This window comes from Archangium sp., assembly GCF_057119385.1.
In genome coordinates this window covers 39881-62911 of record NZ_DBNGVP010000023.1, presented here as the reverse complement: position 1 = coordinate 62911, position 23031 = coordinate 39881, and the positions used below count along the sequence as shown (strand labels likewise).

Below are 23031 nucleotides of genomic sequence, written 5' to 3'. Positions count from 1 at the left end.
GGAGTCACGTCTTCTCCGGAGGCATGTCTTGGGACTCTTCGACCTGTTCTCTCGCTGGCCGCTCCTCCGTCAGCTCCGGAACAAGGACTCCACCGCGCTCGGTGAGACGGCGATGTCCGGGCGCAGCCAGACGCTCGAGCCGCGCACCGTCCAGGCGGACACGGTCGTCCGCTCGGTCTGCCCCTACTGCGCCGTGGGCTGTGGCCAGAAGGTCTACGTCCAGGACGGCCGGATTCTCGACATCGAGGGCGACGAGGACTCGCCCATCTCCCGCGGCCGGCTGTGCCCCAAGGGCGCCGCCACCTTCCAGCTCGTCACCGGCAGCCACCGCGTGACGGACGTCCTCTACCGGCGTCCCCGCTCCATGCAGTGGGAGCGCATCCCCCTGCACAAGGCGCTCGACATGATCGCCGAGCGCGTGAAGCAGGCGCGGGATTCCACCTGGGAGTCGCACAACGACAAGGGCGAAACCGTCAACCGCACCATGGGCATCGCGCACCTGGGCGGCGCCACGCTCGACAACGAGGAGAACTACCTCATCAAGAAGCTCTTCACCGCCGGGCTCGGCATCGTCCAGGTGGAGAACCAGGCCCGAATATGACACTCGTCCACGGTGCCCGGTCTGGGCATCTCGTTCGGCCGGGGCGGTGCCACCACGTTCCAGCAGGACCTGGCGAACGCGGACTGCATCCTCATCATGGGCAGCAACATGGCCGAGTGTCACCCGGTGGGCTTCCAGTGGGTGATGGAGGCCCGTGAGCGCGGCGCCACGCTCCTCCACGTGGACCCGCGCTTCACGCGCACCAGCGCCATGGCGGATGTGCACGTGCCCATCCGCACGGGCTCGGACATCGCGTTCCTCGGCGGCCTCATCCACTACATCCTGGAGAACGAGCGCTACTTCCACGACTACGTGGTCCACTACACCAACGCGCCCGCCATCCTGCGCGAGGACTTCCAGGACACCGAGGAGCTCGACGGCCTCTTCAGCGGCTATGACCCGGAGACGGGCAAGTACGGGCCGCACACCTGGCAGTACGAGAACATGGATGGTGTGGTGCCCGCCGCGGGCCACAAGGAGATCTTCAGCGAGCCGGGCGCCGGTGGCCACGGCAAGGTGCGCGGCAAGCACATCACCGAGGTGCCCCGGGACAAGACGCTCCAGCACCCGCGCTGTGTCTTCCAGGTGCTCAAGCGCCACTACGCGCGCTACACGCCGGACGTCGTCTCGCGCATCTGCGGCGTGCCCAGGGAGCTGTTCCTGAAGGTGGCCCAGACGCTCTGCGACAACTCGGGGCGCGAGCGCACCAGCGCCTTCTGCTACACGGTGGGCTGGACGCAGCACTCGGTGGGCGTGCAGTACATCCGCGCCGCGTCCATCATCCAGCTGCTGCTCGGCAACATCGGCCGGCCCGGCGGCGGCATCATGGCCCTGCGCGGCCACGCCTCCATCCAGGGCTCCAGCGACATTCCCACCCTCTACAACCTGCTGCCCGGCTACATCCCCATGCCGCACGCGCCAGATGCGCAGCGGTTGGCTCAGTACCTGCACAACAACGAGTCCGCCAGCGGCTGGTGGAGCGAGTTCCCCAAGTACGTCGTCTCGCTCCTCAAGGCGTACTACGGCGGCGCCGCGACGAAGAAGAACGAGTGGGGCTTCCACTGGATACCGAAGCTCACCGGCGACCACTCGCACATGACCACGGTGGCCAACATGGCCGATGGCCAGGTGAAGGGCTACTTCGTCATGGGCGAGAACCCCGCGGTGGGCTCGATGAACGGGGCCCTCCAGCGCAAGGGTTTGCAGAAGCTCGAGTGGCTGGTGGTCTCGGACCTGACCCTCACCGAGACGGCCGAGTTCTGGCGCACCGCCCCCGAGGTGGTCCGCGGCGACGTGCGCCCCCAGGACATTCCAACCGAGGTCTTCTTCATCCCGGCCGCCGCGCACACGGAGAAGGACGGCACCTTCACCAACACGCAGCGCCTGCTGCAATGGCACCACAAGGCCGTGGAGGCGCCCGGCGAGGCGCGCAGTGATCTGTCCTTCCTCTTCGAGCTCGGGCGGAGGCTGAAGAAGCTCTACGCGGACTCGAAGGAGGAGAAGGACCGTCCCATCCAGGCCCTGACGTGGGACTACCCGACGAAGGGCCCGCGCGAGGAGCCCGACGCCGAGGCCGTGCTGAAGGAGATCAACGGCTGCACGGTGGCGGATGGCGAGCGGGTGTCCGGCTTCACGGAGCTGAAGGACGACGGCTCCACCGCGTGTGGCTGCTGGCTGTACTCGGGGTGCTTCGCGGACGGGGTGAACCAGACGGCGCGCCGCAAGCCGGGCCGCGAGCAGACGTGGGTGGCCTCCGAGTGGGGCTGGGCGTGGCCGGCCAACCGGCGGCTCCTCTACAACCGCGCCTCGGCGGACCTCGAGGGCCGCCCCTGGAGCGAGCGCAAGAAGTACGTCTGGTGGGACGCGCGGCAGGGCAAGTGGACGGGCGAGGACGTGCCGGACTTCATCGCGGACCGTCCGCCCTCGTACCGGGCGGACAAGGGCGACCGGGGATTGGACGTCATCTCCGGGGATGATCCATTCATCATGCAGGCGGACGGGAAGGGCTGGCTGTTCGCGCCGAGCGGGATGATGGACGGCCCGTTGCCCACGCACTACGAGCCGCTGGAGTCACCGGTCCCCAACTTCCTCTACGGGCAGCAGTGCAACCCGGCGCGGCACGAGTGGCGGCGCAAGGACAATCCCATGCACCGGGCGTGGGGGGATCCACGCTACCCGTACGTGGTCACCACGTACCGGCTCACCGAGCACCACACGGCGGGAGGCATGTCGCGCTGGCTGTCGTGGCTGAGCGAGCTGCAGCCGGAGATGTTCGTCGAGGTGTCTCCGGAGCTGGCCGAGGAGGCCGAGCTGGAGAACGGAGGCTGGTGCACGGTGTCCACGGCACGCGGGGAAATCGAATGCCGGGTGCTGGTGACGGAGCGGCTGCGGCCGTTGCAGCTCGACGGGAAGCGGGTGCACCAGGTGGGGCTGCCGTACCACTGGGGCTACACGGGACGCGTGCAGGGTGACAGCACCAATGACCTGATTGGCTTCACGGCGGACCCGAACGTCTCCATCCAGGAGTCCAAGGCCTTCACGTGCAACATCCTGCCGGGGAGGAGGAGCCAGGACCGGCGCGCGGCGTTCGGCTGGGAGCCGTGGCCGCTGCCCCCGGGCGTGGTGGAAGTGCCGAGGGACCTGGAGGGCGTCGGCCCGCCGGAGCAACCGCCGCAGGACAAGGAGTAGCGCCCCATGGGACAGAAGGGCTTCTTCACCGACACCACGCTGTGCATCGGCTGCAAGGCGTGTGAGGTGGCCTGCAAACAGTGGAATCAGCTGCCGGATGACGGCTTCCAGCTCACCGGCATGTCGTACGACAACACGGGGCACCTGGGCTCGGCGACGTGGAGACACGTGGCCTTCGTCGAGCGGCCGGTGCCGCTGCCCACGCAGACGGTGGGGCTGTTGGACTTCTCGTGGTTGATGGCCTCGGACGTGTGCAAGCACTGCCAGCGGGCCGGGTGCCTGGAGGCGTGTCCCACGGGCGCCATCATCCGCACCGGGTTCGACACGGTGTACGTGCAGCCGGACGTGTGCAACGGCTGTGGCTACTGCGTGGCGGCGTGTCCGTTCGGCGTGGTGGACCGGCGCGAGGACGACGGGCGCGCGTGGAAGTGCACGCTCTGCTACGACCGGCTGGGCGAGGACATGACGCCCGCGTGTGCCAAGGCGTGCCCCACGGCGTCCATCCAGTTCGGCGACGTGGACGAGCTGCGCGAGCGGGCGCAGCGCCGGGTGGAGCAGTTGCATGAGAAGGGGTGGGAGCAGGCGTACCTGTATGGCGCGGACGCGGAGAACCAGCCGGGCACGGGGGGGCTGAATGCCTTCTTCCTGCTGGTGGACAAGCCCGAGGTCTACAACCTGCCACCGGATCCAGTGGTGCCGACGATGAAGGGCCGGGAGGCGTGGGTGTCGGCGGGGTGGGGAGCGTTGGGGATGGCGGTGATGGCGCTCGGGGCGGTGTTGCTGGGACGGGAGGTGGTGCGTGGGTGACATCCGGCCCGAGGACCTGGAGAAGCGGCAGGACGGCCGCAACATCGACACGCGGCTGGGAACGCTGTCCGGCGAGGGCGCGCAGCAGCGGGTGAAGGACACGGACGAGGCCAATCCCTCTCGAGCGCTGTTGCGGACGAGGCCCTCGCAGTCGGGGGTGAACGCGGAGTCGCCGAGTTATTACGGGCAGCCGGCCATCAAGGAGCCGGTGTGGATCTGGAGCATCCCGCTGTACTTCTACGTGGGCGGCGTGGCGGGCGCGGCGAGCCTGCTGGGAGCGGCAGCGGAGGCCTTTGGCGGAGAGGGGCTGAGGAAGCTGGGGCACCGGTGCCGGTGGGTGGGCGCGGCGGGAGACATCGTGAGCTCGGGGCTGCTCATCCATGATTTGGGGCGGCCCGCGCGCTTCCTGAACATGCTGAGGGTGTTCCGGCCGACGTCGCCGATGAGCATGGGCTCGTGGGTGCTGGTGGGCTCGGGGGCGATGAACACCGCGTCCGTGCTGTTCGCGGGCCGGCGCGGGTGGCTGGGACGCGTGGGGGATGGCGCCGCGGTGGCGTCGGGGCTGCTCGGGATGCCGCTGGCGGGGTACACGGCGGTGCTGCTCGCGAATACGGCGGTGCCCCTCTGGCAGGCCACGCGCAAGTCGTTGCCGCTGTTGTTCGTGTCCTCGGCGGTGGCGGGCGCGGGGAGCCTGCTGGAGTTGCTGCCCCACGCGAGCCACGAGGCGAAGGTGCTCCACCTGTTCGGCACGATGGGCAAGGTGGGCGAGCTGATGACGGGCGTCGCGGTGCAGCACGAGGCCTCGGGCCTGGAGGTGCTGGAGCGGCCGCTGAAGCAAGGGGACTCGGGGAGACTGTGGAAGGCGGCCCGGGTGTGCGCCGCGGCGTCGCTCGCGCTGAGCCTGTGGCCGGGGCGGACCCGGTGGATGAAGGTGGCGGGGGCGCTGCTCGGCACGGCGGGAGCGGTTGCCACACGGTTCGCGGTGTTCCACGCGGGCAAGGCGTCGGCGAGGGATCCGCAGGCCACGTTCCAGCCGCAACGCGAGGGAATGGGCGCCGCGGAGGTGACGGGGCACACGCACGCCTCGGATGGGAAGCCGTTGAAGTACCCGCTGCCGGTGCTGCGCGAGGAGCCGAGGAGGCCGGAGCGGCCCGAGGCGGCAAGCGGGGCATGGGAGCCGGAGCTTCCCGTGACTTGAGGGCTACGAGACCTCGATCTCGAGGCCGTCATACTCGCCGGAGTGGTCCTGGGCGAGGCGCTCCAGCGCTTCGCGTGCGGAGTCGAGCTCCCGCGCCGCATCGCGCACGTGGTGCTCGACGAGTACCAGCCAGTTATTCCCATCGGCGCTCTTGCGACTCGTCACCACGTAGCCTTGCGTGAAGAGTTGAGCAGCCACCACTTTTCCGACCTTGGCCGTGGCGAAGTAGAGGTAGTGCCGGACATGGCGCGGCTTGTCCGCAGCGGGGACTCGCGGCTCTGGAGGGACGCCGATGTCCTGCTCGGGCCGCCATTCTTGCGTGAGGTAATACACCAGGGCCTCATGATTCCAGATGGAGGCGATGGGCAGACGGCGTTGCACCTCGCTGAGCTCACGGACGAGCGTTTCCCTCCTTCCCTCACAGATGAGCCAGGCCAGGACCCTGCCCTCGCGATTGCTCGCGCATTCTCGACGGTACACGGAGGGAAACACCTCTCCCCGAGGTACCGGGTGCTCCGCGGCGATCTCCACGAGACCCTGAGAGACCGCCGCACCCGCCGGGTAGAAAGTGAAGTAGGCCTCCGGAGGGTCGACCAGCGCCATGAAGTCCGCGGGCCGACTGGCGAAGAAACCAGGCAGGACGCGAATGGCATCTCCGTACTCGCGGTGCCTGCCCGTGTAATGGACATACGCCAGCCCCCGAGGCGTTCGAACCTCGAGAACGTCTCCGGGCCGGACCCGCTTGCGCCTGGTGGTCATCTCACTTCCCCGTGTAGCCGATGGTTTCGAGAAGCTCCAGCCCCCGGCGCAGTGTCGAGTCCACCGCCGTGTGGTGTCTGTTGAAAACCCTCGGCTCGCCCGTGTCCGTGCGCAGGGCACTTGTCGCCGGGTTCACGGCCCACCTCGTCTCCGTCACCCTGGGATTCCCGCTCCCCGGCTGAGCCGCTACGCTCGCGCGCCATGAGCACTCGCGCGACGAGCATCTGGGGCTGGGGGTACGCGGACAAGTTCCCCGACATCGGGACACGCCGCTCCCTCGCCGGACACGTCTCCCCCCTCCTCGGCGGCCCCTCCCTGGAGCCCCACGAGCCCGCCACCTCCCTGCGTCTCCCGCCCTCCCGTGTCGCTCCCCCCGAATCGCTCGCGGACCTGTGCTCGGTGGACGAGGCGGACCGCGCCGCGCACACCTATGGCAAGGGTTATGGGGACCTCGTGCGCGGCTTCCACGGGGACTTCTCCTCCGCGCCCGACTTCGTCGCCCGCCCCCGCTCCGAGGAGGACGTGCGCGCCGTCATGGACTGGTGTGGAGACCACCACGTGGCCCTCATCCCCTTCGGCGGAGGCACCAGCGTCGTGCGCGGTGTCGAGGCCGCCATCGGGAATGGCTTCCGTGGCGCCGTGTCCCTGGACCTGCGCCGCCTGGACCGGGTCGTCGAGGTGGACCCCATCTCGCGCTCGGCCCGCATCCAGGCCGGCGCCACCGGGCCCGTGCTCAAGTCCCAGCTCGCCTCGCACGGCTTCACCCTGCGCCACTTCCCCCAGTCCTTCGAGTTCTCCACGCTCGGCGGGTGGATCGCCACGCGCGCCGGTGGCCACTTCGCCACGCTCTACACGCACATCGACGACCTGGTGCAGTCCACCCGCATGCTCACCCCGCGCGGCCTCTACGAGACGCGCCGTCTTCCCGCCTCGGGCGCCGGTCCCGCTCCGGACAGGCTCGTGCTCGGCTCCGAGGGCACGCTCGGCGTCATCACCGAGGCCTGGGTGCGGCTCCAGTCCCGCCCCCGCTTCCGCGCCAGCGCCAGCGTCCACTTCCCCGGGTTCGATGTCGCCGTGCGCGCCGTCCGCGAGCTCTCCCAGTCCGGACTCCATCCCTCCAATTGCAGGCTCCTCGACGCGCAGGAGTCCTTCCTCAACGGTGTCGCCGAAGATGGCTCCAGCGTGCTCGTGCTGGCGTTCGAGTCCGCCGACCATCCGCTGCACGCCTGGATGGAGCGCGCGCTCGCCATCACCGTCGAGCACGGGGGTGAATGCCGCGAGGGTGCCCGCTACCGCTCCGATGAGGCGGGGGCACAGCCGCGCGCCAGTGGCGCCGCCGAGAGCTGGCGCTCGGCCTTCATCGAGGCTCCGTACCTGCAGAACGTCATGGTGAGCCTCGGCGTCATCGCGGACACGTTCGAGACGGCGTGTACGTGGGACCGGTTCGACTCGCTCCACGGTGCCATCCTCGAGGCCGTGCGCGAGGCCCTCGGGCGCATCTGCGGCGGCGGGACCGTGAGCTGCCGTTTCACCCACGTCTATCCGGATGGGCCCGCGCCCTATTACACGTTCCTCGCCCCCGCGAAGCGTGGGGGCGAGCTGGCGCAGTGGATGGCGCTCAAGCAGGCCGCCAGTGAGGCCATTTCCACGCACGGCGGCACCATCACCCATCACCACGCCGTGGGCCGGCTCCACCGCCCCTGGTACGACCGCGAGCGCCCCGAGCCGTTCGCTCTCGCCTTGAAGGCCGTGAAGGGCGCGTTGGATCCCCAGGGCATTCTCAACCCGGGTGTCCTCGTGGGGCCGTGATCGACGAGGCGCCCGCTACTCTTCGTAGGTGACCTGGACGGACTCCCCCCGGATGAAGGCCTCGAGCTCCTTCCGGCTGGAGACCATGAAGGCGGAGAAGGTGGCCTCCGTGCCGTCTTCGATCGTCTCGCTGTCCCCAGTACGGCTCGTGAGAGACGGGGCACAGGTCAGGAGCTTTCGGATGCCGCCATATACCTGTTTCGCCGGTCTGCCGTTCCAGGTCAGGGTGCCATCGTCATCCCCTTCCTCCAGCCTGCCGAAGTACTCCGCCTTGCGCCGCGCCTCGGCGCTGTCGGGCGCATCAATCAGGTAGACGTTCTCCCAGATGTAGAAGTCGTCCTGCGGCTCATCCTTGAGCTGGAAGTACATGACGACGCTGGCCGCGTACCATGCCATCGGGCCCTTCTCCTTCTCCGTCAGAAGTCGTTGGCGTTGGGACGACACCCCAACGCTTTCTGCGCCCGCTTTATCTTCCGCACCTCTGCCGTGTCACCACGTGCAGCGGCATCTTTCTGCAGGTCCCGAAGCCAGGCGCAAGGATCCGTTCCCTTGGGTAGATCCCTGGCCTGAAGCACGTACTCATTGTCGATGTTCTGCTTTCCGCCCTTCGCGCAAAGGACCTCGTACTTCTCGCAGAAATCCTCCAGCGACATGCTCTCGGAAAGAGCAACAGCCTCAATGGCTCCAGCCAGCCCCCCCGTAAGCTCGATGAGGGTCTTCCCACATGCGTAGGTGTCACCCACGACAGCGCATCCGGGATAGCAGCTCATGGTCTCCGACGGGCATGCATGGAGACCGTGCGGCCGTGGAGGGTGACTCGGGAGAAGCCCATTACTTCCACCATGGTCCGGGAGAACGAGCACCCCCAGGGATACCTCGCGTGCAGATGCCGCCGCGCAGCCCTCCTGAAGCCAAAGCACGCAGCAGAAAAGCATCAGCAACGGACGTATCCACATCGGGCGCCCTCCTTCGCTACAGCCCCGCCATGATTCCGCCGTCCACCGTCATCATGCAGCATCCCGTGCTTCCCCATGTCCACCTGCACGTAGAGCGCCTCCAGCCCCTCCTCCTTCAGCACCCGCCGCCGCCTCGCCCCGCTCCCGGCCCCGGCCCACCAGCGCCACCTTCGCCCCCGCCCTCCCCAGCTCCCTCGCCGCCGCCAGTCCGATCCCCGAGCTGCCCCCCGTCACCAACGCCACCTTGCCCTCGAGTCCCTTCATCGCGTTCCCCTTCTTCCTTCGGTGAGTGTCCGCCACCTCAACCTCCCATTCTCCCGTCCCTTCCCTCCCCCCCTCCACTGTCGGCTAGCGAGCACAATCCTGCACCCTGAATGAATCATTACAGCCGGGCTCGCTGCGCCTACACGGGCGGGTGGGGAACAATGGCATCCACGTTTCCAACCCAGGTGGAGAGGGATGTCCCGGGGGGGAGTTTTCGTGGGACCATCCCTTTCCGCCTTCAGCGCCGTCCGTCCCATGTCCAGCGAAGCAGGCCCCGACAACTCCGCCGATCTGCGCACGACCCTCGAGCCCTCGGTGCAACGCCGGGAGGCGGGAGCGGACTCGCTGCTGGGGACGAGCATCGGCAGCTTCCGGCTCACCCGGAAGCTGGGCCACGGGGGCATGGGCGCGGTGTACCTCGGCGAGCACGTGGACATCGGCAGCCGCGTGGCCATCAAGGTGCTGCACGGACGGCTGGCCAGCTCGCCCCAGGTGCTGCGCCGCTTCCACATGGAGGCCCGCGCCGTCAACCTCATCGGCCACGAGAACATCGTCAACATCATCGACATCAACCCCGCGCCGCCCCGGCCCTACCTCGTCATGGAGTACCTCGAGGGTGAGCCACTCTCCGCGCTGCTCTCCCGCGGGCCCGTGCCCGCCGAGGTCGCCGTGGCCCTGCTCGCCCAGGTGTGTGACGCCCTGCAGGCCACGCACGCGCGAGGCATCGTCCACCGCGACCTCAAGCCCGAGAACCTCTTCCTGCTGCAGCGCGGCCACGGCCCCGCCTTCGTGAAGGTGCTCGACTTCGGCATCGCCAAGCTGCTCGACAGCGAGGAGCGCGGCACCGACACGCAGGAGGGCGCCATCATCGGCTCGGCCGACTACATGGCGCCGGAGCAGTCGCGCGGCGAGGCCCTGGATGGCCGGGCCGACCTCTACGCCCTCGGGGTCATCGCCTACCAGCTCGTCACCGGGCGGCTGCCCTTCGTCGAGCGCTCCCTCACCGCGCTGCTGCTCGCCCACCAGACGAAGCAGCCCATCGCCCCCACCTCGTTGTACCCCGACGTGCCGCCCGCGCTCTCCAGCGTCATCCTGCGCGCGCTCGCCAAGGAGCCCGGGGACCGTTTCCAGAGCGCCTCGGCGATGCGCGGCGCGCTCCAGGTGGCGCTCGACATGGTGCGCTCGCCGGCCGGCCCCGCCCGCACGCCCCCGCCCGTGGGCCCCTTCGCCGTGCGCCCCGCCCTGGCCCTGCCCGTGCTGGTGACGGCGCGGCCCGGCGCCGCGGCCGAGCAGCTCACGTGCACGGACCTGACGCGCGGAGGCATGTTCCTGTGCACGGACCAGGCCCTGCCGCCGCTGCTCTCCCGCGTGGTGGCGGCGCTGGAGCACCCGGATGGGGAGCTCACGTGCGAGTGCGAGGTGGTGCGGCACGTGCAACCCGAGGAGGCACAGGCCTGGGGCATGGCCGCCGGCTTCGGCGTGCAGTTCGTGGAGCCGTCCGTGTCATTCAAGGCGGCGGTGGCGCACCTGATGTTGGGGCAGCCGCTCAACACGCTGCGCCCGCCGATGGACCCGGCCGCCGAGGCCGAGGTGGAGCAGGTGCTCGCCCCGTATCGCGAGCGCGGGACGGAGGACCTCTATGTCTTCCTCGCGCTGCCGCCGGACTCGGGGTGCGAGGAGCTGCGGGTGCGTGCGCGCCGGGCGTGCAGTGCGCTGGAGCGGTTGCGCGAGCGGCCCATCTCTCCCGCGCTGCGCGCCAAGGTGGAGCTGGTGCTGGACCGGGTGCGCAAGGCGTCCGAGACGCTCGGCCAGCCGCAGCGCCGGGCCGCCTACGACGCCGAGCGGGGCAACTTCCAGGGCGTGGCACGCTGTCTGGCCGCGGGGCTCACCGCCACGCAGTTGGAGGAGCTGCGCCGGGACTTCCTCACCCGGCGGCCGCATGCGCAGGGGCCGTTGCGGGTGCACCTCGCCACGGCCCAGGCCCACCAGCAGGCCGGGCTGCTCTCCCACGCGCGCGAGGCCTATGAGCGGGCGCTCATCCTGGACCCGCTGTCGCTCGAGTTGCACAAGCAGTACCTCGCCGTGTGCCGGGCACTGGGCACCTCCGGACGTCCGGGCCCCGGCTCCGGTGGCAAGGTGAACATCGCCTGACGCTCGCCCGGCCGTGCTTCAACCGTTGGCCGAAGCAGGAGGCGTGGGGTTCTGGACGGCGAACTCGGCCACGGTGTCCAGGTACCGCTGGATGGCCTTCAGGTGGTCTCCCCCGCATTCAGCGAGGTACCGCTTATGCCAGCCCTCCGTGGAGAGCTCCCGTTTGAAGAGCCAGCCATTGAATGCCTCGTACCAGGGGTCCTCCATGCCCTGGTACCGGCAGCAGGCCCGATAGCCGGTCTCGAAAGCGGCCACGGCCTGGGTCGTCTCCATTCCCCCGAAGAAGACCCACAAGGGCCTGCCGCGCGCATGCTCGGACCGGACGCGCAGCAGGACGTCGATGAGGGAGACGAAACGCCCGCGCCACTCCTCGGGAAGCGGCACGACCTTGACGACGGTTTCCGGGCCACGGGTCATGGTTCGTCCAGGCTGTTCAGTACCGCGGAGGAGATCTTCATTCCCTCTTCCGTCACGAGGCGGCGAATGTACTCGTCCTCCGGCAGCCCCTGTGGCCCGGTGAAGGCATCGTAGATCTTGTTCTGCAGACGTACAGCGACGTGCAGGCCCAAGTCCGAGAGCTGAACCGTGCTGCGTGGCTCACCCGCGCGCATCTCGAAGGCGAGATATCTCGAACCATGTGGCGTGAACCGGATGAACTCGGGCTTGCCGCCGAGTTGTTGGAACGCCGTGAAGATGCGCCGGGCCACTTCGAGGCAGGGTCCTGGCCTGCGGTTCTCGGCGGTGAAGGCGAGCTCGAGGAGTTGAAGCCACCGCGGAAGGGTCTGCCGGCCCGTCTCCAACTGGTAGAGCGCGATGGCCTTCTGGATGTCTCCCCTGGCGAGCATCGCCAGCATCTGCGCCCGGACCGTGTCCGTCATCTGGAGCACGGCCTGGGAAATCCGCAGAGGCTGCGTGGACGCCTGGGCCACGACGAGCTGCCGCACCCGTGTTGCCGGATGCGACGTCACCGGCGCGGAGGCGGTGGCCGTGGCGGCCCACAGCACGAGCAGTCCAAACAGGCGAGCACGCATGAGTCCCTCGACGATGGCCCTCTATGTAGGACAAGTCAGCCGCGGTGGCGAGGTGCCCATCACGTAACGCTCGCGTCCTCTCAGCGCGTGGGAAGCCTCACGGCGCGCGCCCGTCCGTGCTAATTCCCCGCTGACTCCACCTATGTCCTCGACATCCGGCTCCGAGCCGCAGCCCTCCGCCGTGTCCCCGCAGGTGCAGCGTGTGGCGCTGTACGCCGTGGCCTCCGGCCTCACCCCCCTCATCCCCGTCCCCTTCCTCGACGAGTACGCCCTGCGCCGCGTCCGCGAGGGCATGGTCCGCACCATCCTCCGCGAGCGCTCCTTCTCCCCTCCGGAGCGCACCATCACCGTGCTCGCCGGCCTCCACCCCCGCGAGGGCAGCCGCCTCCAGCAGCTCGCCAGCAAGATGGCCCTCTTCTCCCTGCGCCTCACCTGGCGCAAGGCCTACAGGCGCATGGCCACCGCCCTCTGGGTGAAGGACTGCGTGGACATGGCCTCCGTCTCCCTCCACCACGGCTACCTCCTCCAGCACGCCCTCGAGCGGGGAGACCTCGACGCGGCCACCCTCGCCACCGAGGACGTCCCCCGCCGCGTCCACGCCGCCATCGACGCCGCCTGCAAGGAGTTGGACGCCCGCCCCGTCAACCAGGCCCTGCGCCGTCTCTTCGCCGGCAGCCGCCTCCTCCTCTCCGAGCTCTCCAAGGCCCTCGAGACGTGGAACGGCGCTCCCCGCACGCCCCTCGAGGGCGAGGAGCAGGAAGTCGCCTCCCTCGCCGAGCGGCTCGCCGCCGCCATGTGGGAAGAGCGCGGCTACTTCCAGTCCCTCGAGTCCCTCTACGCCAGGCACCTCCAGGCCCGCTGACCGCTCCCCCTCCGTGACGGACCCCCCACCCGCCCGTCACGGACCCCGTCGCTTGCCAGACAAAGCATTGCGAAACATCGCGGTGCATTGACTTGAACGTGGAATTCCGGAAACTACCGGATAGGTTCCGGGCGTCTCCCTCCGGAAGGAATTCCATGCTCCCCCCGTCCGCGAAGCGCCGCGGTGCGCGCGCCCTCGCCTTGCTGCCCCTGCTCGCCGCCTGCGGTGGGGGCCTCGAGTCCGAGCCCACCGCCGCGCCCGAGACGGGCACGCGGCAGTCCCCCGTCATCCTCGGCGCCAACCGCTATGGCGTGGTGACGGGCGGCATCTACAACGCGGGCCCCCAGCCCCTGAGTGACGCCGCCTCGCGCGCGAAGTTCTTCTGCGAGATGAAGCAGCTCAACGCGAAATGGCTGCGCATCGAGGCCGCCTGGCCGAACGTCTCCACCACCACGTACCAGCAGCTCGTCGCCGACGCGCACGCCAACGGCCTCAAGGTCATCGTGCTGTACACGCACCCGCAGTTCTGCGGGGACCCCAACAGCGGCGCCTCGCGGGACGCGTACATCAACGACTACCTCACCCACAAGGTGAGCGGGTGGACCTTCAACGTCTTCAACACCACCGTGAATGGCTGGTCCACCAAGGCCGACGCCATCGAGGTGATGAACGAGCCCAACATCGCCGAGCCGTGCCCCGATGGCAGGACGCCCTTCCGCGTGGAGCCCAACACCTTCGCCTGGACGGTGCGCCGCGTGAAGGAGTGGAAGCAGGCCAACGGCCGCTCCGAGCTCATCATCTCCGGCGGCATCCTCAACACGTACACCACCGAGTCCTTCTGGACGGGGCTGTTCAGCTCGGGCGCGCTCACCGCCTACAAGGGCAACCCGCCCTGGGACTCTTTCGGCATCCACCCCTACAACCCGTACAGCTACGACTGGAACTGCCTCAACAACGGAGGCGGCTCGGCGTGCTTCGGCACCTCCACCTCCGGGTACAAGTACACGCTGCGCACCGGCCTGCAGACGGTGCAGAGCAAGCTCAACTCCGCCACCGGCGTCACCAACACCCGCCTCTTCGTGACGGAGTTCGGCTTCCAGGAGCGCGGCTCCGTCACCGGGCCCGACAACGCCGTGCGCACCGAGGCCGAGGTCGCCGAGGCCATGCGCATCTCCGCCGAGGCCTTCGGCGACTCGGGCGTGGTGGACTCCGCGCTCTGGTACGCGTACCGCAACCACTCGGACGGCTCGGGCGACTTCGGCCTCCGCAATGACTGGAATGGCTCCACGCACTACCCCTCCAAGTGGGAGCCGTGGCACGAGTTCCAGAAGCTGTCCAAGGGCCTCACCACCCGCACCGGTGACAGCCCCGACGCCTGCTGGCTGTAGCAGTCCGTGGTACCGGGGCGGAGGCGGTGCCGCTCGTGTCACCGCCTCCGCCCTACTGCCCCTCCTGCGTCATGTAGAAGAGGCCCAGGCACATCTCGTCCCCCGTGCCCTCGCCCCAGTTGGCCTCCGCCGCTCCCGGCGCGCTGTTGTTCCAGTGGCACTCCAGCCGCAGCGTGTCCCCCGGCTGAATCACCCGCGACCGCGTCAGCGTGTAGCTCGCCTGCCAGTGGAAGTCCCAGCGCGGAATGTCGAGCAGGCACTCGCGGCCCGCCGTCTGGCGTTGAATCTCCAGCCGCGTGCTCGTCCCCAGCGTGTGCATGTGCAGCGCCACGGAGTGCACCGTGAGCGGCTCGTTCTTCCGGAAGAGGCCTCCCGTGAGCTGATCCGCGATGCTCGTCGGATCGAACGCCCAGTCGTGCACCACGTCCGCCTGGCCCGCGGGGATGTTCATCGTCTTGCGGGTGATCCACTCGGGGTTCGCCCAGGGCTGCACGAAGGCCACCTTGTCCACGCGGGAGTCCACCTTGAAGGACACCGAGGTCCTGTCCGGCCCTCCCGCGGGCTCGGCGTGGAGCCCGTGGCCCGTGTTGTAGTGCACCTGGAGGATGACCTTGGAGCCGCCCTGCACGAGCAGGCCCGTGCCCGCCGGGTAGTCCATGCCCGGGCTCCCCGGCGCCCACGAGCCGAGCCACGCGACCTGGCCCCCGTTCAGCCCCGGCCCTCCGAAGCAGGTGTAGCCCGGCCCCTCCTCCTGGTCGTCGAGCGCCTGCGCCTGCGCCACCTGCGAGGGCAGCGCGAGGAACGCGATGACGTGGTGGACGATGCCCATGTTGCCCGGGTTCGCGCGGAAGCCCGTCACGTAGCGCGTGTCCGCGTACGGCCAGTCGAGGATGAAGCAGCGGTAGTCATCCGGTGACTGCCTCGGCGTGTACTCGGTGGGCATCTGAAGCGTGGCATCCACGCGGGACAGTCCTCCCGGTGGGGGAGCGGGCGTGCCGGGCGCATCGGCCGGGTTGCCCTCGGGACCGCCCGCGTCCACCCAGCGCGTGATGAGCGCGAGCTGCTCGTCGCTCAGCGAGCGGTCCTCCACGTACCGCGCGCACTCGTTCGACGGCGGCCACGGCGGCATGTGGCGCGACTGCACCGAGGCCTTGATGGCCTCGCGCTGCGCGTGGGCGTCCGCGTACGTCTGGAACGCCATGGGCCCGATGCCTCCCTCCACATGGCACCCGCCGCACTTCTGCTGCACCAGTGGCCCCACGTCCTTGTGCCACGTGATGGCCTCGGGCTGGGGTTTCGGCTCGTCGTCACAGGACGTGAGGACGGCCAACATCAGGAGCGCGCTCGCTCCGAACCTTCGACGCATGGTGGGTCTCCTCCTCAAGGGGCGCGGATTGTCTCCAGACGCCTTCGCCTCGGGGCCTCCATGCTTCGTCAGTCATCACAAGTGGACAGGCACTGCTCGGGAAGTGTGCATCAGTGCAACAGATTGCCGGCGCCGCCCTCGTTGGCGTCCCCGCGGCCCTCGATGCGCACCACCGCTTCCTTGAAGCTCTCCACGTACCGGCGCAGCTTCGCCCCCAGCTGCACCGACGGGCTGTCGTAGCGCGCCAGGCACAGCGTCACCGCCCGCCCCCGCACAGGGTCTTCCCCCGGCACCAGCGTCGTCTCCCGCGCCTCGCCGAACACCAGCCAGTCCAGCTTCCACAGCGCGTCCAACAGCTGCGCGAAGTGCTCCTCCATCTCCTCGCGCAACGCGTCCGGCAGCCCGTGCACGTCGCTGTACTCCGAGCAGTCCCTCAGGAAGCGCTCCACCACCGCGCTCTCCTCCGCACGCTCCGGCACCTCGTGCGAGAAGGAGCACGCCATCGCCCCCTCCAACAGCCGCGCCAGCTCCTCCCCTCGCGTCACCAGCGCGAGCCTCGGCCCGTCCTCCTGGTGCGCCACCCCATCCTCCAGCCGGAGGAACGTCTCCCCCGCCAGCGTGTCGAGTCTCATCCTCATCGCCACGTTCCCCTCCCGGAACCCGAGCCCCTCCAGCGTACCGGCCCTCGGCCCCGCGTGGCAGCGCTTTCCTCTCCCCTCGTGGATCACCCCCATCGACACGTGTGAGGAAACTTCTTCCTGGCACCTACGAAAATAGGAGCAGGTTTTCCCCTTCGACCCCCCGAGCCCCCCCGCCATGGTCGCCATCGCCCGCTCCTCCGCCGCGCTCGCCCCCCGCGCCACCACCGCGCTCGCCGCCCCCCCCACGCTCCGCCTCAACGCGAGCGGCCCCGCGGTGACCTCCCTCCAGAACAAGCTCCAGGCCGCGGGCTTCAACCCCGGCGCCGCCGATGGCTCCTTCGGCCCCAAGACGCTCGCCGCCGTGAAGGCCTTCCAGAAGGCCAAGGGCCTCGAGGCCGATGGTGTCGTGGGCCCCAAGACGTGGAGCGCCCTCGACAAGGCCACCGCCCCCAAGCCCTCCACCCCCGCCTCCTCCGGCGGCTCCGGCCCCACCCTGCGCGAGGGCGCCCGCGGTGAGCCCGTCCGCGCCCTGCAGAACCGCCTCAACCAGCTCGGCTTCAACGCCGGCACCGCCGATGGCTCCTTCGGCCCCAGGACCGAGGCCGCCGTGAAGGCCTTCCAGAAGGCCAAGGGCCTCACCGCCGATGGCGTCGTCGGCCCCAAGACGTGGGACAAGCTCGGCATCAAGGTGTCCGGCCCCGTCACCACCCCGGGCACCGGTGGCGGCCGCGCCGTGAAGGGCTACGTCAACGGCGTGCCCCGCGACATCACCGTGTCCCCCATCGCCGGTGGCAAGGAGATGCGCTCGGACGCCGCCGCCGCCTTCAACCGCATGCACGCCGCCGCCCAGGCCGCCGGCATCAACCTCCACGTCAACAGCGCCTTCCGCTCCATGGAGGAGCAGCGCGTCCTCTACCAGAAGTACCTCAACGGCACCGGCAACCTCGCCGCCAGGCCCGGCTACTCCAACCACCAGGGCGGCATCGCCCTCGACATCAACGTGGGCGGCACCGGCACCTCCACCTATAAGTGGCTGGCCAACAACGCGAGCCGCTTCGGCTTCGCCCGCACCGTCCCCTCCGAGCCCTGGCACTGGGAGTACCGGCCATGATGCCGGCGGGCACCCTCTGAACCGCCCCCCCCCACGGACCCCCGCCCCTCTCCCCGAGGCGCGGGGGTTTTCGTTTTTCTGTCCGAAAACACGTCATTTCCTGTCCTCATTCAGGACAGTGGAGGGAGTCTACGTATAACCCCTGAAGACTCCTGGATTCTTGGCTTCCGGGAGCCCCCTCGGGCGCGGGGAGCGCGTGGTTGACTGGAGCATCAATGCTCCACTCCTCCTACATAACGCAATGCGTCGTCCCCGCATCGATGACGCAACGGGTCTGGCGCGAGGATTGCTGGGGGAGGTGAGCCACACCCCCACTGCCCTGACCGGGCCCCCGGCAGGGACACCCCAAGGAGTCCCCATGAAGAAGCTGCACACCCTCGTGATGGCGCTGTGCGCGCTCGGGCTGACCACCCAGGCGCACGCCGGTGCCGCGAAGACGACCTACCCCGTGGTGTTCGCCCACGGCATGGCCGGCTTCGATGACATCCTCGGCTACGACTACTGGGGCGACGACTACGGCATGTTCGTCGGCGACACCTGCGGCCTCTTCGAGGTGCCCTGCAACGAGGACCTCGCCAGCGGCCAGAAGAGCTTCGTGGGCCAGGTGCAGCCCTTCCAGAACTCCGAGGTGCGTGGCCTGGACCTGGCCAACGACATCGAGGGGTACATGGCCAGCTCGGGCGCCACGCGGGTGAACCTCATCGGCCACTCGCAGGGCGGCATGGACGCGCGCAAGGCGGCCAAGGTGCTCTACACCCGCAAGGGCTACACCGTGGTGAGCGTGCTCGTCAGCGTGTCCTCGCCCCACCGCGGCTCGCCCGTGGCCAAGTACATCCTCGACCTGAAGCCCGGCGTCACCAGCGTCGTCTCCGCCCTGGCCGAGTTCTTCGGCAACGTCGTCTACCAGCCGGGCAATGACGCCTTCGCCGGCGCCAAGCAGCTCGTCTACAACGACTACAGCTCCACCGACGGCCTCACCACCGGCGCCAAGACCTTCAACGTCAACAACCCCATCGACGCGCGCTACGCCTCGCGCTACGTGTCGCTCATCACCGCGCAGAACGGCGTCAACGTGAACCCCGCGCTCTGGCTGCTCAACGAGTTCATCTTCGATATCGACGGCGACGGCTACTGCCTGGAGGACTGCGACAACGACGGCGCCGCCGGCAAGGGCGACGGCATCGCCAACGAGTCGGATGACGACGGCGTGGTGGGCATCAACTCGCAGCAGATGGGCTACCGGCTGAAGTACACCGAGTACGCGCTGGGCTTCGACTACGTGGGCACCGACGCCAACGTGCCGTACATGGGCAACATCAACACGCCCAGCGCCTCCTCGCAGATGACCTCCACCTCGAGCGTCATCACCCAGGACCACCTGGACGTCATCGGCGTGGGCCCCGACACCTTCGATGAGCCCGAGTTCTACGCCGCCATCATCGACTACATCGCCTACTTCGACTGAGCCGTCCCCGCTGTCCCGCTGTCCCCCCCGGAGGGCCCCCCCATCGCGCGCGAGGGCCTTCCGGGGGTAGCCTTCTCCCGCTTCCGCCCCCCCCACTCCGAGATGAAGCCGCCCATGAACCGTCGGAAGGCTCCGCTGTTGCTGGCATTCGTGTTGCTCCTCGCCGGCTCCGCCCTGCTCGTCTTCAAGGGGCGTCCCGGCTCCGGCCCGTCCTCCGAGCCGGCCACGGCGCGCGCCCCCGCCCCGGTGGCCCCGGGCGCCCAGGTCCGCGTGGACCAGACGCCGGGCCCCCTCTCGGAGGAGCAGCAGCGCGAGGACGGCCTGGAGCGGCCGGAGAAGGACATCGTCTCCTACCTGCGCTCGCGCTACGGCGCCCGCATCCGCGACCCGCACACGCAGATGCGCATGCTCGAGCAGCTCATGCGCCACTTCCAGAAGCTCAACCCCACCGGCTGGGAGGCGGACCTGCTCGCCGTCCTCAAGCAGGCCTTCCCCGAGCTGTATGACGAGCTCGTCCAGCGGCTGCGCCAGCGCCTGGACTACGAGTCGTGGGTGAAGGAGCACCACGCCGAGCTCAAGGACAAGCCGGAGGCCGAGCGCCGCGCCGCCATCTGGGAGGAGCGCAACCGGCTGTTCGGCAAGGACGTGGCGGAGAAGATCTGGGCCGCCGAGCTGCGCAACACCGCCGTGGCGGATGCGCTCAAGAGCATCGACGCGCTGCCCGGCGCGAGCGTGAGCGACCGGATGGCGCAGTACAAGCAGAGCCTGGAGAAGACGTACGGAGAGAAATCGCAGGCCTACGTGCAGGCCCACCAGCAGGAGCTGATGAACCACTTCCTGGACCTGGGCTCGGTGCAGAAGGACCTGGCGGCGATGCAGCCGGAGCAGCGCGCGAAGAACCTGCGCACCATCCGCCAGGAGATGGGCCTGGACGAGCAGGCGCTGCAGCGCTGGGAGGAGCTGGACCGGGCGCGCGATGCGCGCTGGGAGCTGGGAAGCCAGTACATGTCCGAGCGCGAGGCGCTGGCCCAGCAGTACTCGGGGCCGGAGCTGGAGGCGCGGCTGACGGAGCTGCGCGCGCGCTACTTCGCCGACGAGGCGCAGACGGTGGCCGAGGAGGAGCAGAGCGGCTTCTTCCGCTTCACCCGCCCCCGGCAGTGGGGCCGCAACTAGCGCGCGGTGTAGCCGCCGTCCACCACGAGCTCCGCGCCGGTGACGTAGCGCGAGGCGTCCGAGGCCAGGTAGAGGATGGCCTCGGCGATGTCCTCGGGCTCGCCCATGCGGCCCAGCGGCGCGGCGCCCTCGAGCCGCTTCCAGGCGTCCTCCTCGCTGCCCACCTGCTGGACGAAGCCGTCCCACCAGTCCGCGTTCTGCCAGATGGGCGTGCGCACCCCGCCCGGGAACACCGAGTTGACGCGGATGCCATCCGGCGCGCACTCCATGGCCACCGCCTTGCTCAACATGCGCACCCCGCCCTTGCTCGCCGAGTAGGCCGCAGTCCCGGGACTGCCCACGAGTCCCGACACCGAGGCCACGTTGACGATGGAGCCCCCGCGCTTGCCCAGCCGCATGGTGCGCACCGCGTACTTGGTGCCCAGGAAGACGGCGTCCAGGTTCACCGCCATCTGCTCGCGCCACTCGGCCATGCTCATCTCCGCCACCGAGCGCGAGATGGCGATGCCCGCGTTGTTCACCAGCACGTCCAGCCGGCCATACACGTCCAGCGTGCGCGCCATCACCTTCTGCCAGGTGACTTCGTCCGTGACGTCATGCACCGCGAAGAAGGCCAGCCCTCCGGCCGCGCGAATGTCCTGCGCCACCTGCTCGCCCGCCGGCGAGATGTCCGTCACCACCACCCTCGCGCCCTCCCGCCCGAACATCAGCGCCGTGGCACGCCCGATTCCCGAAGCCGCCCCCGTCACGAGGGCCACCTTGTCCTTCAATCGACTCATAGCGGCCGCACCACCTCGTCCTCTCCACCCGGAGGGACACCTGGGTGGGAACGCACGTTACTCGACTTGCTGGCCTTTCCGACTGTGTAATTTTCGAGAAGGACTGGAGTTTTTCCCACTTCGGGTGAAAACCCCGCTTCTCGGAAGCGGCCCGCAGGCTCGGGCTGCCCAAGTCCTCCGTGAGCCGGGGCGTGGCGAGCCTCGAGGACTCGGTGGGCACGCGGTTGCTCCACCGCACCACCCGCCACGTGTCGTTGAGCACCGCCGGCTCCGCGCTGTACGAGCGCGCCGCGCCCCTGCTCGCCTCCCTGAAGGAAGCCGTCGGCACCCTGCCCGAGCGCGAGGAGGCCCCGTCCGGCGAGCTGCGCCTCACCGCGCCCCATGACATGGGCGCCACCTTCCTGCCCGAGGTCGTCGCCCGCTTCACCGCGCGCTACCCCTCCGTGCGCGTCGACTGCCGCCTCACCAACCGCAACGTGGACCTGGTCGCCGAGGGGTTCGATCTCGCGCTGCGCGCCTCGGGCGCGAAGCTGGCGGATTCCTCGTTGATGGTGCGGCGGCTCGGGGTGCTCGACGTGCAGCTCTTCGCCTCGCCCACGTACCTCGCCCGGCGCGGAACGCCTCGCACGCCCGAGGACCTGGCGCAGCATGATCTCGTCGTGTTCCGAGGGCTCAAGTACCTGCGCGAGCTGGGCCTGCCGGAGAAGCAGGCGCGCGTGCTCGGCGATGACATGCTCTTCCTGCGCGAGGCGGCGAAGGCCGGCGCGGGTATCGCCGTCCTCCCCACGTTCCTCGCCCAGGCGGATGTGACGTCCGGGCAGCTCGTCCGCGTGCTGCCCCGCTATGCGCAGCCGTCCACGTCGCTCGTCATGCTGTACCCGCGCACCCAGCACGTCCCCCGGAAGGTCTCCGCCTTCCGTGACTTCCTGCTCGAGTTCCTCAAGGGACGGCCTCTGTCCGCCGCGTCCTCCGGCGGATGAGTCAGCTGTAGAGCACCGAGCGCATCGACAGCGAGCCGAGATCGAAGCCGCTCACCGGGAAGCGCACCGTGCCGCCGTCACCCGCGGCCCCCGCCGCGTACAGCAGCGGGAGGTAGTGGTCGATGCTCGGGTGCGACATCCGGCCCGCCTCCGTCTCGATGACGCGCGCCAGGAAGGCTCCGTCGCGCTGCTCCAGGGCTCGGGCCACCTCCTGGTCGAAGCGCTCGGCCCACGCCGGGGTGGTGGTGTCTCCCGAGCGCAGGCTCGTGAAGGCGTGGCGCAGGTTGTGCGTCACGTTGCCGCTCCCCATCACCAGCACACCCTCGTCCCGCAGTCCCGCGAGCGCACGGCCGAGTGCGAAGTGCTCGGAGGGGGCCAGCCGCGCGTCGATGCTCAGTTGCACCACCGGAACGTCCGCCTCGGGCCGCAGGTGGTGGAGAACCGTCCAGGTGCCGTGGTCCAGGCCCCAGTCGTCCTGCACGGAGGCTCGCGAGGGCCCGAGCAGTTGCACCACGCGCTTCGCGAGCTCCTGGCTGCCGGGCGCCGGGTACTGCATCTCGTAGAGGGCTCGGGGGAAGCCGCCGAAGTCGTGGAGGGTGGGCGGACGCTCGTTCCCCGTGAGGAAGGTGCCGGGCAGGAACCAGTGCGCGGAGATGGCGAGGATCGCCTTGGGCTTCGGCAGCTGCCGGGCGAGCGAGCGGAAGCCCTGCGTCCAGGTGTTCTCCTCGATGGCGTTCATCGGCGAGCCGTGCCCGATGAAGAGCACCGGCAGGCGGGGCTCGGGGGTAGCGGTGGTCATGGCGGAGGTTCCCTCCTGGGACGGACGCGCCGTACGGGCTGAATCGCGGCAGCCCACCAGCGGCAGAGACGAGGCCACGCCGAACACAGCGGCCTTGAGCAGGGTTCGCCGGTCCGGTCGGGATGAAGACATGGGGAAAGCATGCGCCGCGCGGCCCTGTTCCACTAGAGGGTCTTCGGGCAAATCACTGTTCCCCCGGTGGA

The 23031-nt window shown here is 69.4% G+C and carries 22 protein-coding genes; 11 read left to right on the top strand and 11 right to left on the bottom strand.

Annotated elements, in window-relative coordinates; translation table 11 throughout:
• Window positions 1-28: 28 nt before the first annotated feature.
• The 3 genes from fdh to nrfD are packed head-to-tail and all read left to right on the top strand — an operon-like array spanning window position 29 to window position 5294.
• Window positions 29-3289 carry a formate dehydrogenase gene (gene fdh / locus AC16DP_RS06060; protein WP_414640777.1) on the top strand — a complete coding sequence of 1087 codons (3261 nt, stop codon included), beginning with the start codon at window positions 29-31 and terminating at the stop codon, window positions 3287-3289.
• Window positions 3290-3295: 6 nt separating this feature from the next.
• Window positions 3296-4096 (top strand): 4Fe-4S dicluster domain-containing protein, encoded by an 801-nt coding sequence (locus AC16DP_RS06055; protein WP_329731838.1) that lies wholly within the window; start codon window positions 3296-3298, stop codon window positions 4094-4096.
• Window positions 4089-5294 (top strand): NrfD/PsrC family molybdoenzyme membrane anchor subunit, encoded by a 1206-nt coding sequence (nrfD, locus tag AC16DP_RS06050; protein ID WP_329731837.1) that lies wholly within the window; start codon window positions 4089-4091, stop codon window positions 5292-5294. The genes AC16DP_RS06055 and nrfD overlap by 8 nt, the downstream gene beginning before the upstream one ends.
• A gap of 3 nt (window positions 5295-5297) precedes the next feature.
• Here nrfD and AC16DP_RS06045 read toward each other — a convergent pair whose 3' ends face one another.
• Window positions 5298-6053 (bottom strand): ribonuclease E inhibitor RraB, encoded by a 756-nt coding sequence (locus AC16DP_RS06045; protein WP_329731836.1) that lies wholly within the window; start codon window positions 6051-6053, stop codon window positions 5298-5300.
• Window position 6054: 1 nt separating this feature from the next.
• On the bottom strand, window positions 6055-6189 hold the full coding sequence (locus AC16DP_RS06040) for a hypothetical protein (protein WP_329731835.1): 135 nt from the start codon (window positions 6187-6189) through the stop codon (window positions 6055-6057).
• 65 nt (window positions 6190-6254) lie between these two features.
• Between AC16DP_RS06040 and AC16DP_RS06035 the strand changes: the two genes are divergently transcribed.
• Window positions 6255-7862, top strand: coding sequence for an FAD-binding oxidoreductase (locus tag AC16DP_RS06035; protein WP_329731834.1), 1608 nt, complete (start codon window positions 6255-6257; stop codon window positions 7860-7862).
• 15 nt (window positions 7863-7877) lie between these two features.
• Here AC16DP_RS06035 and AC16DP_RS06030 read toward each other — a convergent pair whose 3' ends face one another.
• The 3 genes from AC16DP_RS06030 to AC16DP_RS06020 form a co-directional block, all read right to left on the bottom strand.
• The gene (locus AC16DP_RS06030; RefSeq protein ID WP_329731833.1) at window positions 7878-8258 is read right to left on the bottom strand and encodes a DUF4288 domain-containing protein; all 381 of its coding nucleotides are present in this window, start codon (window positions 8256-8258) and stop codon (window positions 7878-7880) included.
• 20 nt (window positions 8259-8278) lie between these two features.
• Window positions 8279-8605, bottom strand: coding sequence for a hypothetical protein (locus tag AC16DP_RS06025; RefSeq protein ID WP_329731832.1), 327 nt, complete (start codon window positions 8603-8605; stop codon window positions 8279-8281).
• Between the two features lie 264 nt (window positions 8606-8869).
• Window positions 8870-9082, bottom strand: coding sequence for an SDR family NAD(P)-dependent oxidoreductase (locus AC16DP_RS06020; protein WP_329731831.1), 213 nt, complete (start codon window positions 9080-9082; stop codon window positions 8870-8872).
• Between the two features lie 216 nt (window positions 9083-9298).
• Here AC16DP_RS06020 and AC16DP_RS06015 point away from each other — a divergent pair, with 216 nt between their 5' ends.
• Window positions 9299-11233: a serine/threonine-protein kinase gene (locus AC16DP_RS06015; protein WP_329731830.1), complete on the top strand. Its 1935-nt coding sequence runs from the start codon at window positions 9299-9301 to the stop codon at window positions 11231-11233.
• Between the two features lie 18 nt (window positions 11234-11251).
• Here AC16DP_RS06015 and AC16DP_RS06010 read toward each other — a convergent pair whose 3' ends face one another.
• Together AC16DP_RS06010 and AC16DP_RS06005 are read right to left on the bottom strand one after the other, a co-directional pair.
• A complete protein-coding gene (locus AC16DP_RS06010) occupies window positions 11252-11650 on the bottom strand; it encodes a hypothetical protein (protein WP_329731829.1) in 399 nt (132 codons plus the stop codon).
• Window positions 11647-12264: a hypothetical protein gene (locus tag AC16DP_RS06005; protein ID WP_329731828.1), complete on the bottom strand. Its 618-nt coding sequence runs from the start codon at window positions 12262-12264 to the stop codon at window positions 11647-11649. The genes AC16DP_RS06010 and AC16DP_RS06005 overlap by 4 nt, the downstream gene beginning before the upstream one ends.
• A gap of 142 nt (window positions 12265-12406) precedes the next feature.
• Here AC16DP_RS06005 and AC16DP_RS06000 point away from each other — a divergent pair, with 142 nt between their 5' ends.
• Both AC16DP_RS06000 and AC16DP_RS05995 read left to right on the top strand, forming a co-directional pair.
• Window positions 12407-13126 (top strand): hypothetical protein, encoded by a 720-nt coding sequence (locus tag AC16DP_RS06000; protein WP_329731827.1) that lies wholly within the window; start codon window positions 12407-12409, stop codon window positions 13124-13126.
• Between the two features lie 155 nt (window positions 13127-13281).
• Window positions 13282-14514, top strand: a complete 1233-nt coding sequence (locus AC16DP_RS05995) for a hypothetical protein (RefSeq protein ID WP_329731826.1) — start codon at window positions 13282-13284, stop codon at window positions 14512-14514.
• Window positions 14515-14566: 52 nt separating this feature from the next.
• On the opposite strand, the gene AC16DP_RS05990 is transcribed toward AC16DP_RS05995, so the two are convergent.
• Together AC16DP_RS05990 and AC16DP_RS05985 are read right to left on the bottom strand one after the other, a co-directional pair.
• Window positions 14567-15880 (bottom strand): monooxygenase, encoded by a 1314-nt coding sequence (locus AC16DP_RS05990; protein ID WP_329731825.1) that lies wholly within the window; start codon window positions 15878-15880, stop codon window positions 14567-14569.
• A 110-nt stretch (window positions 15881-15990) separates the two neighbouring features.
• Window positions 15991-16518 carry a hypothetical protein gene (locus tag AC16DP_RS05985; protein ID WP_329731824.1) on the bottom strand — a complete coding sequence of 176 codons (528 nt, stop codon included), beginning with the start codon at window positions 16516-16518 and terminating at the stop codon, window positions 15991-15993.
• A gap of 178 nt (window positions 16519-16696) precedes the next feature.
• Here AC16DP_RS05985 and AC16DP_RS05980 point away from each other — a divergent pair, with 178 nt between their 5' ends.
• The 3 genes from AC16DP_RS05980 to AC16DP_RS05970 all read left to right on the top strand — a co-directional run bounded on the left by AC16DP_RS05980 (window position 16697) and on the right by AC16DP_RS05970 (window position 20270).
• Entirely contained in the window at window positions 16697-17632 is a 936-nt protein-coding gene (locus AC16DP_RS05980) for a peptidoglycan-binding protein (RefSeq protein WP_329731823.1), read from the top strand.
• A gap of 358 nt (window positions 17633-17990) precedes the next feature.
• Window positions 17991-19097, top strand: a complete 1107-nt coding sequence (locus AC16DP_RS05975) for an esterase/lipase family protein (RefSeq protein WP_329731822.1) — start codon at window positions 17991-17993, stop codon at window positions 19095-19097.
• A gap of 114 nt (window positions 19098-19211) precedes the next feature.
• Window positions 19212-20270 carry a hypothetical protein gene (locus AC16DP_RS05970; protein WP_329731821.1) on the top strand — a complete coding sequence of 353 codons (1059 nt, stop codon included), beginning with the start codon at window positions 19212-19214 and terminating at the stop codon, window positions 20268-20270.
• Here the strand turns inward: AC16DP_RS05970 and AC16DP_RS05965 are convergent.
• Entirely contained in the window at window positions 20267-21049 is a 783-nt protein-coding gene (locus tag AC16DP_RS05965) for an SDR family NAD(P)-dependent oxidoreductase (RefSeq protein WP_329731820.1), read from the bottom strand. The two genes, AC16DP_RS05970 and AC16DP_RS05965, sit on opposite strands and share 4 nt — an antisense overlap.
• Before the next feature lie 191 nt (window positions 21050-21240).
• On the opposite strand from AC16DP_RS05965, the gene AC16DP_RS05960 reads away from it, so the two are divergent.
• Window positions 21241-22029 carry a LysR family transcriptional regulator gene (locus tag AC16DP_RS05960; RefSeq protein ID WP_414640776.1) on the top strand — a complete coding sequence of 263 codons (789 nt, stop codon included), beginning with the start codon at window positions 21241-21243 and terminating at the stop codon, window positions 22027-22029.
• Window position 22030: 1 nt separating this feature from the next.
• Here AC16DP_RS05960 and ygiD read toward each other — a convergent pair whose 3' ends face one another.
• Window positions 22031-22828 carry a 4,5-DOPA-extradiol-dioxygenase gene (gene ygiD / locus AC16DP_RS05955; protein ID WP_329731819.1) on the bottom strand — a complete coding sequence of 266 codons (798 nt, stop codon included), beginning with the start codon at window positions 22826-22828 and terminating at the stop codon, window positions 22031-22033.
• Window positions 22829-23031: the final 203 nt, after the last annotated feature.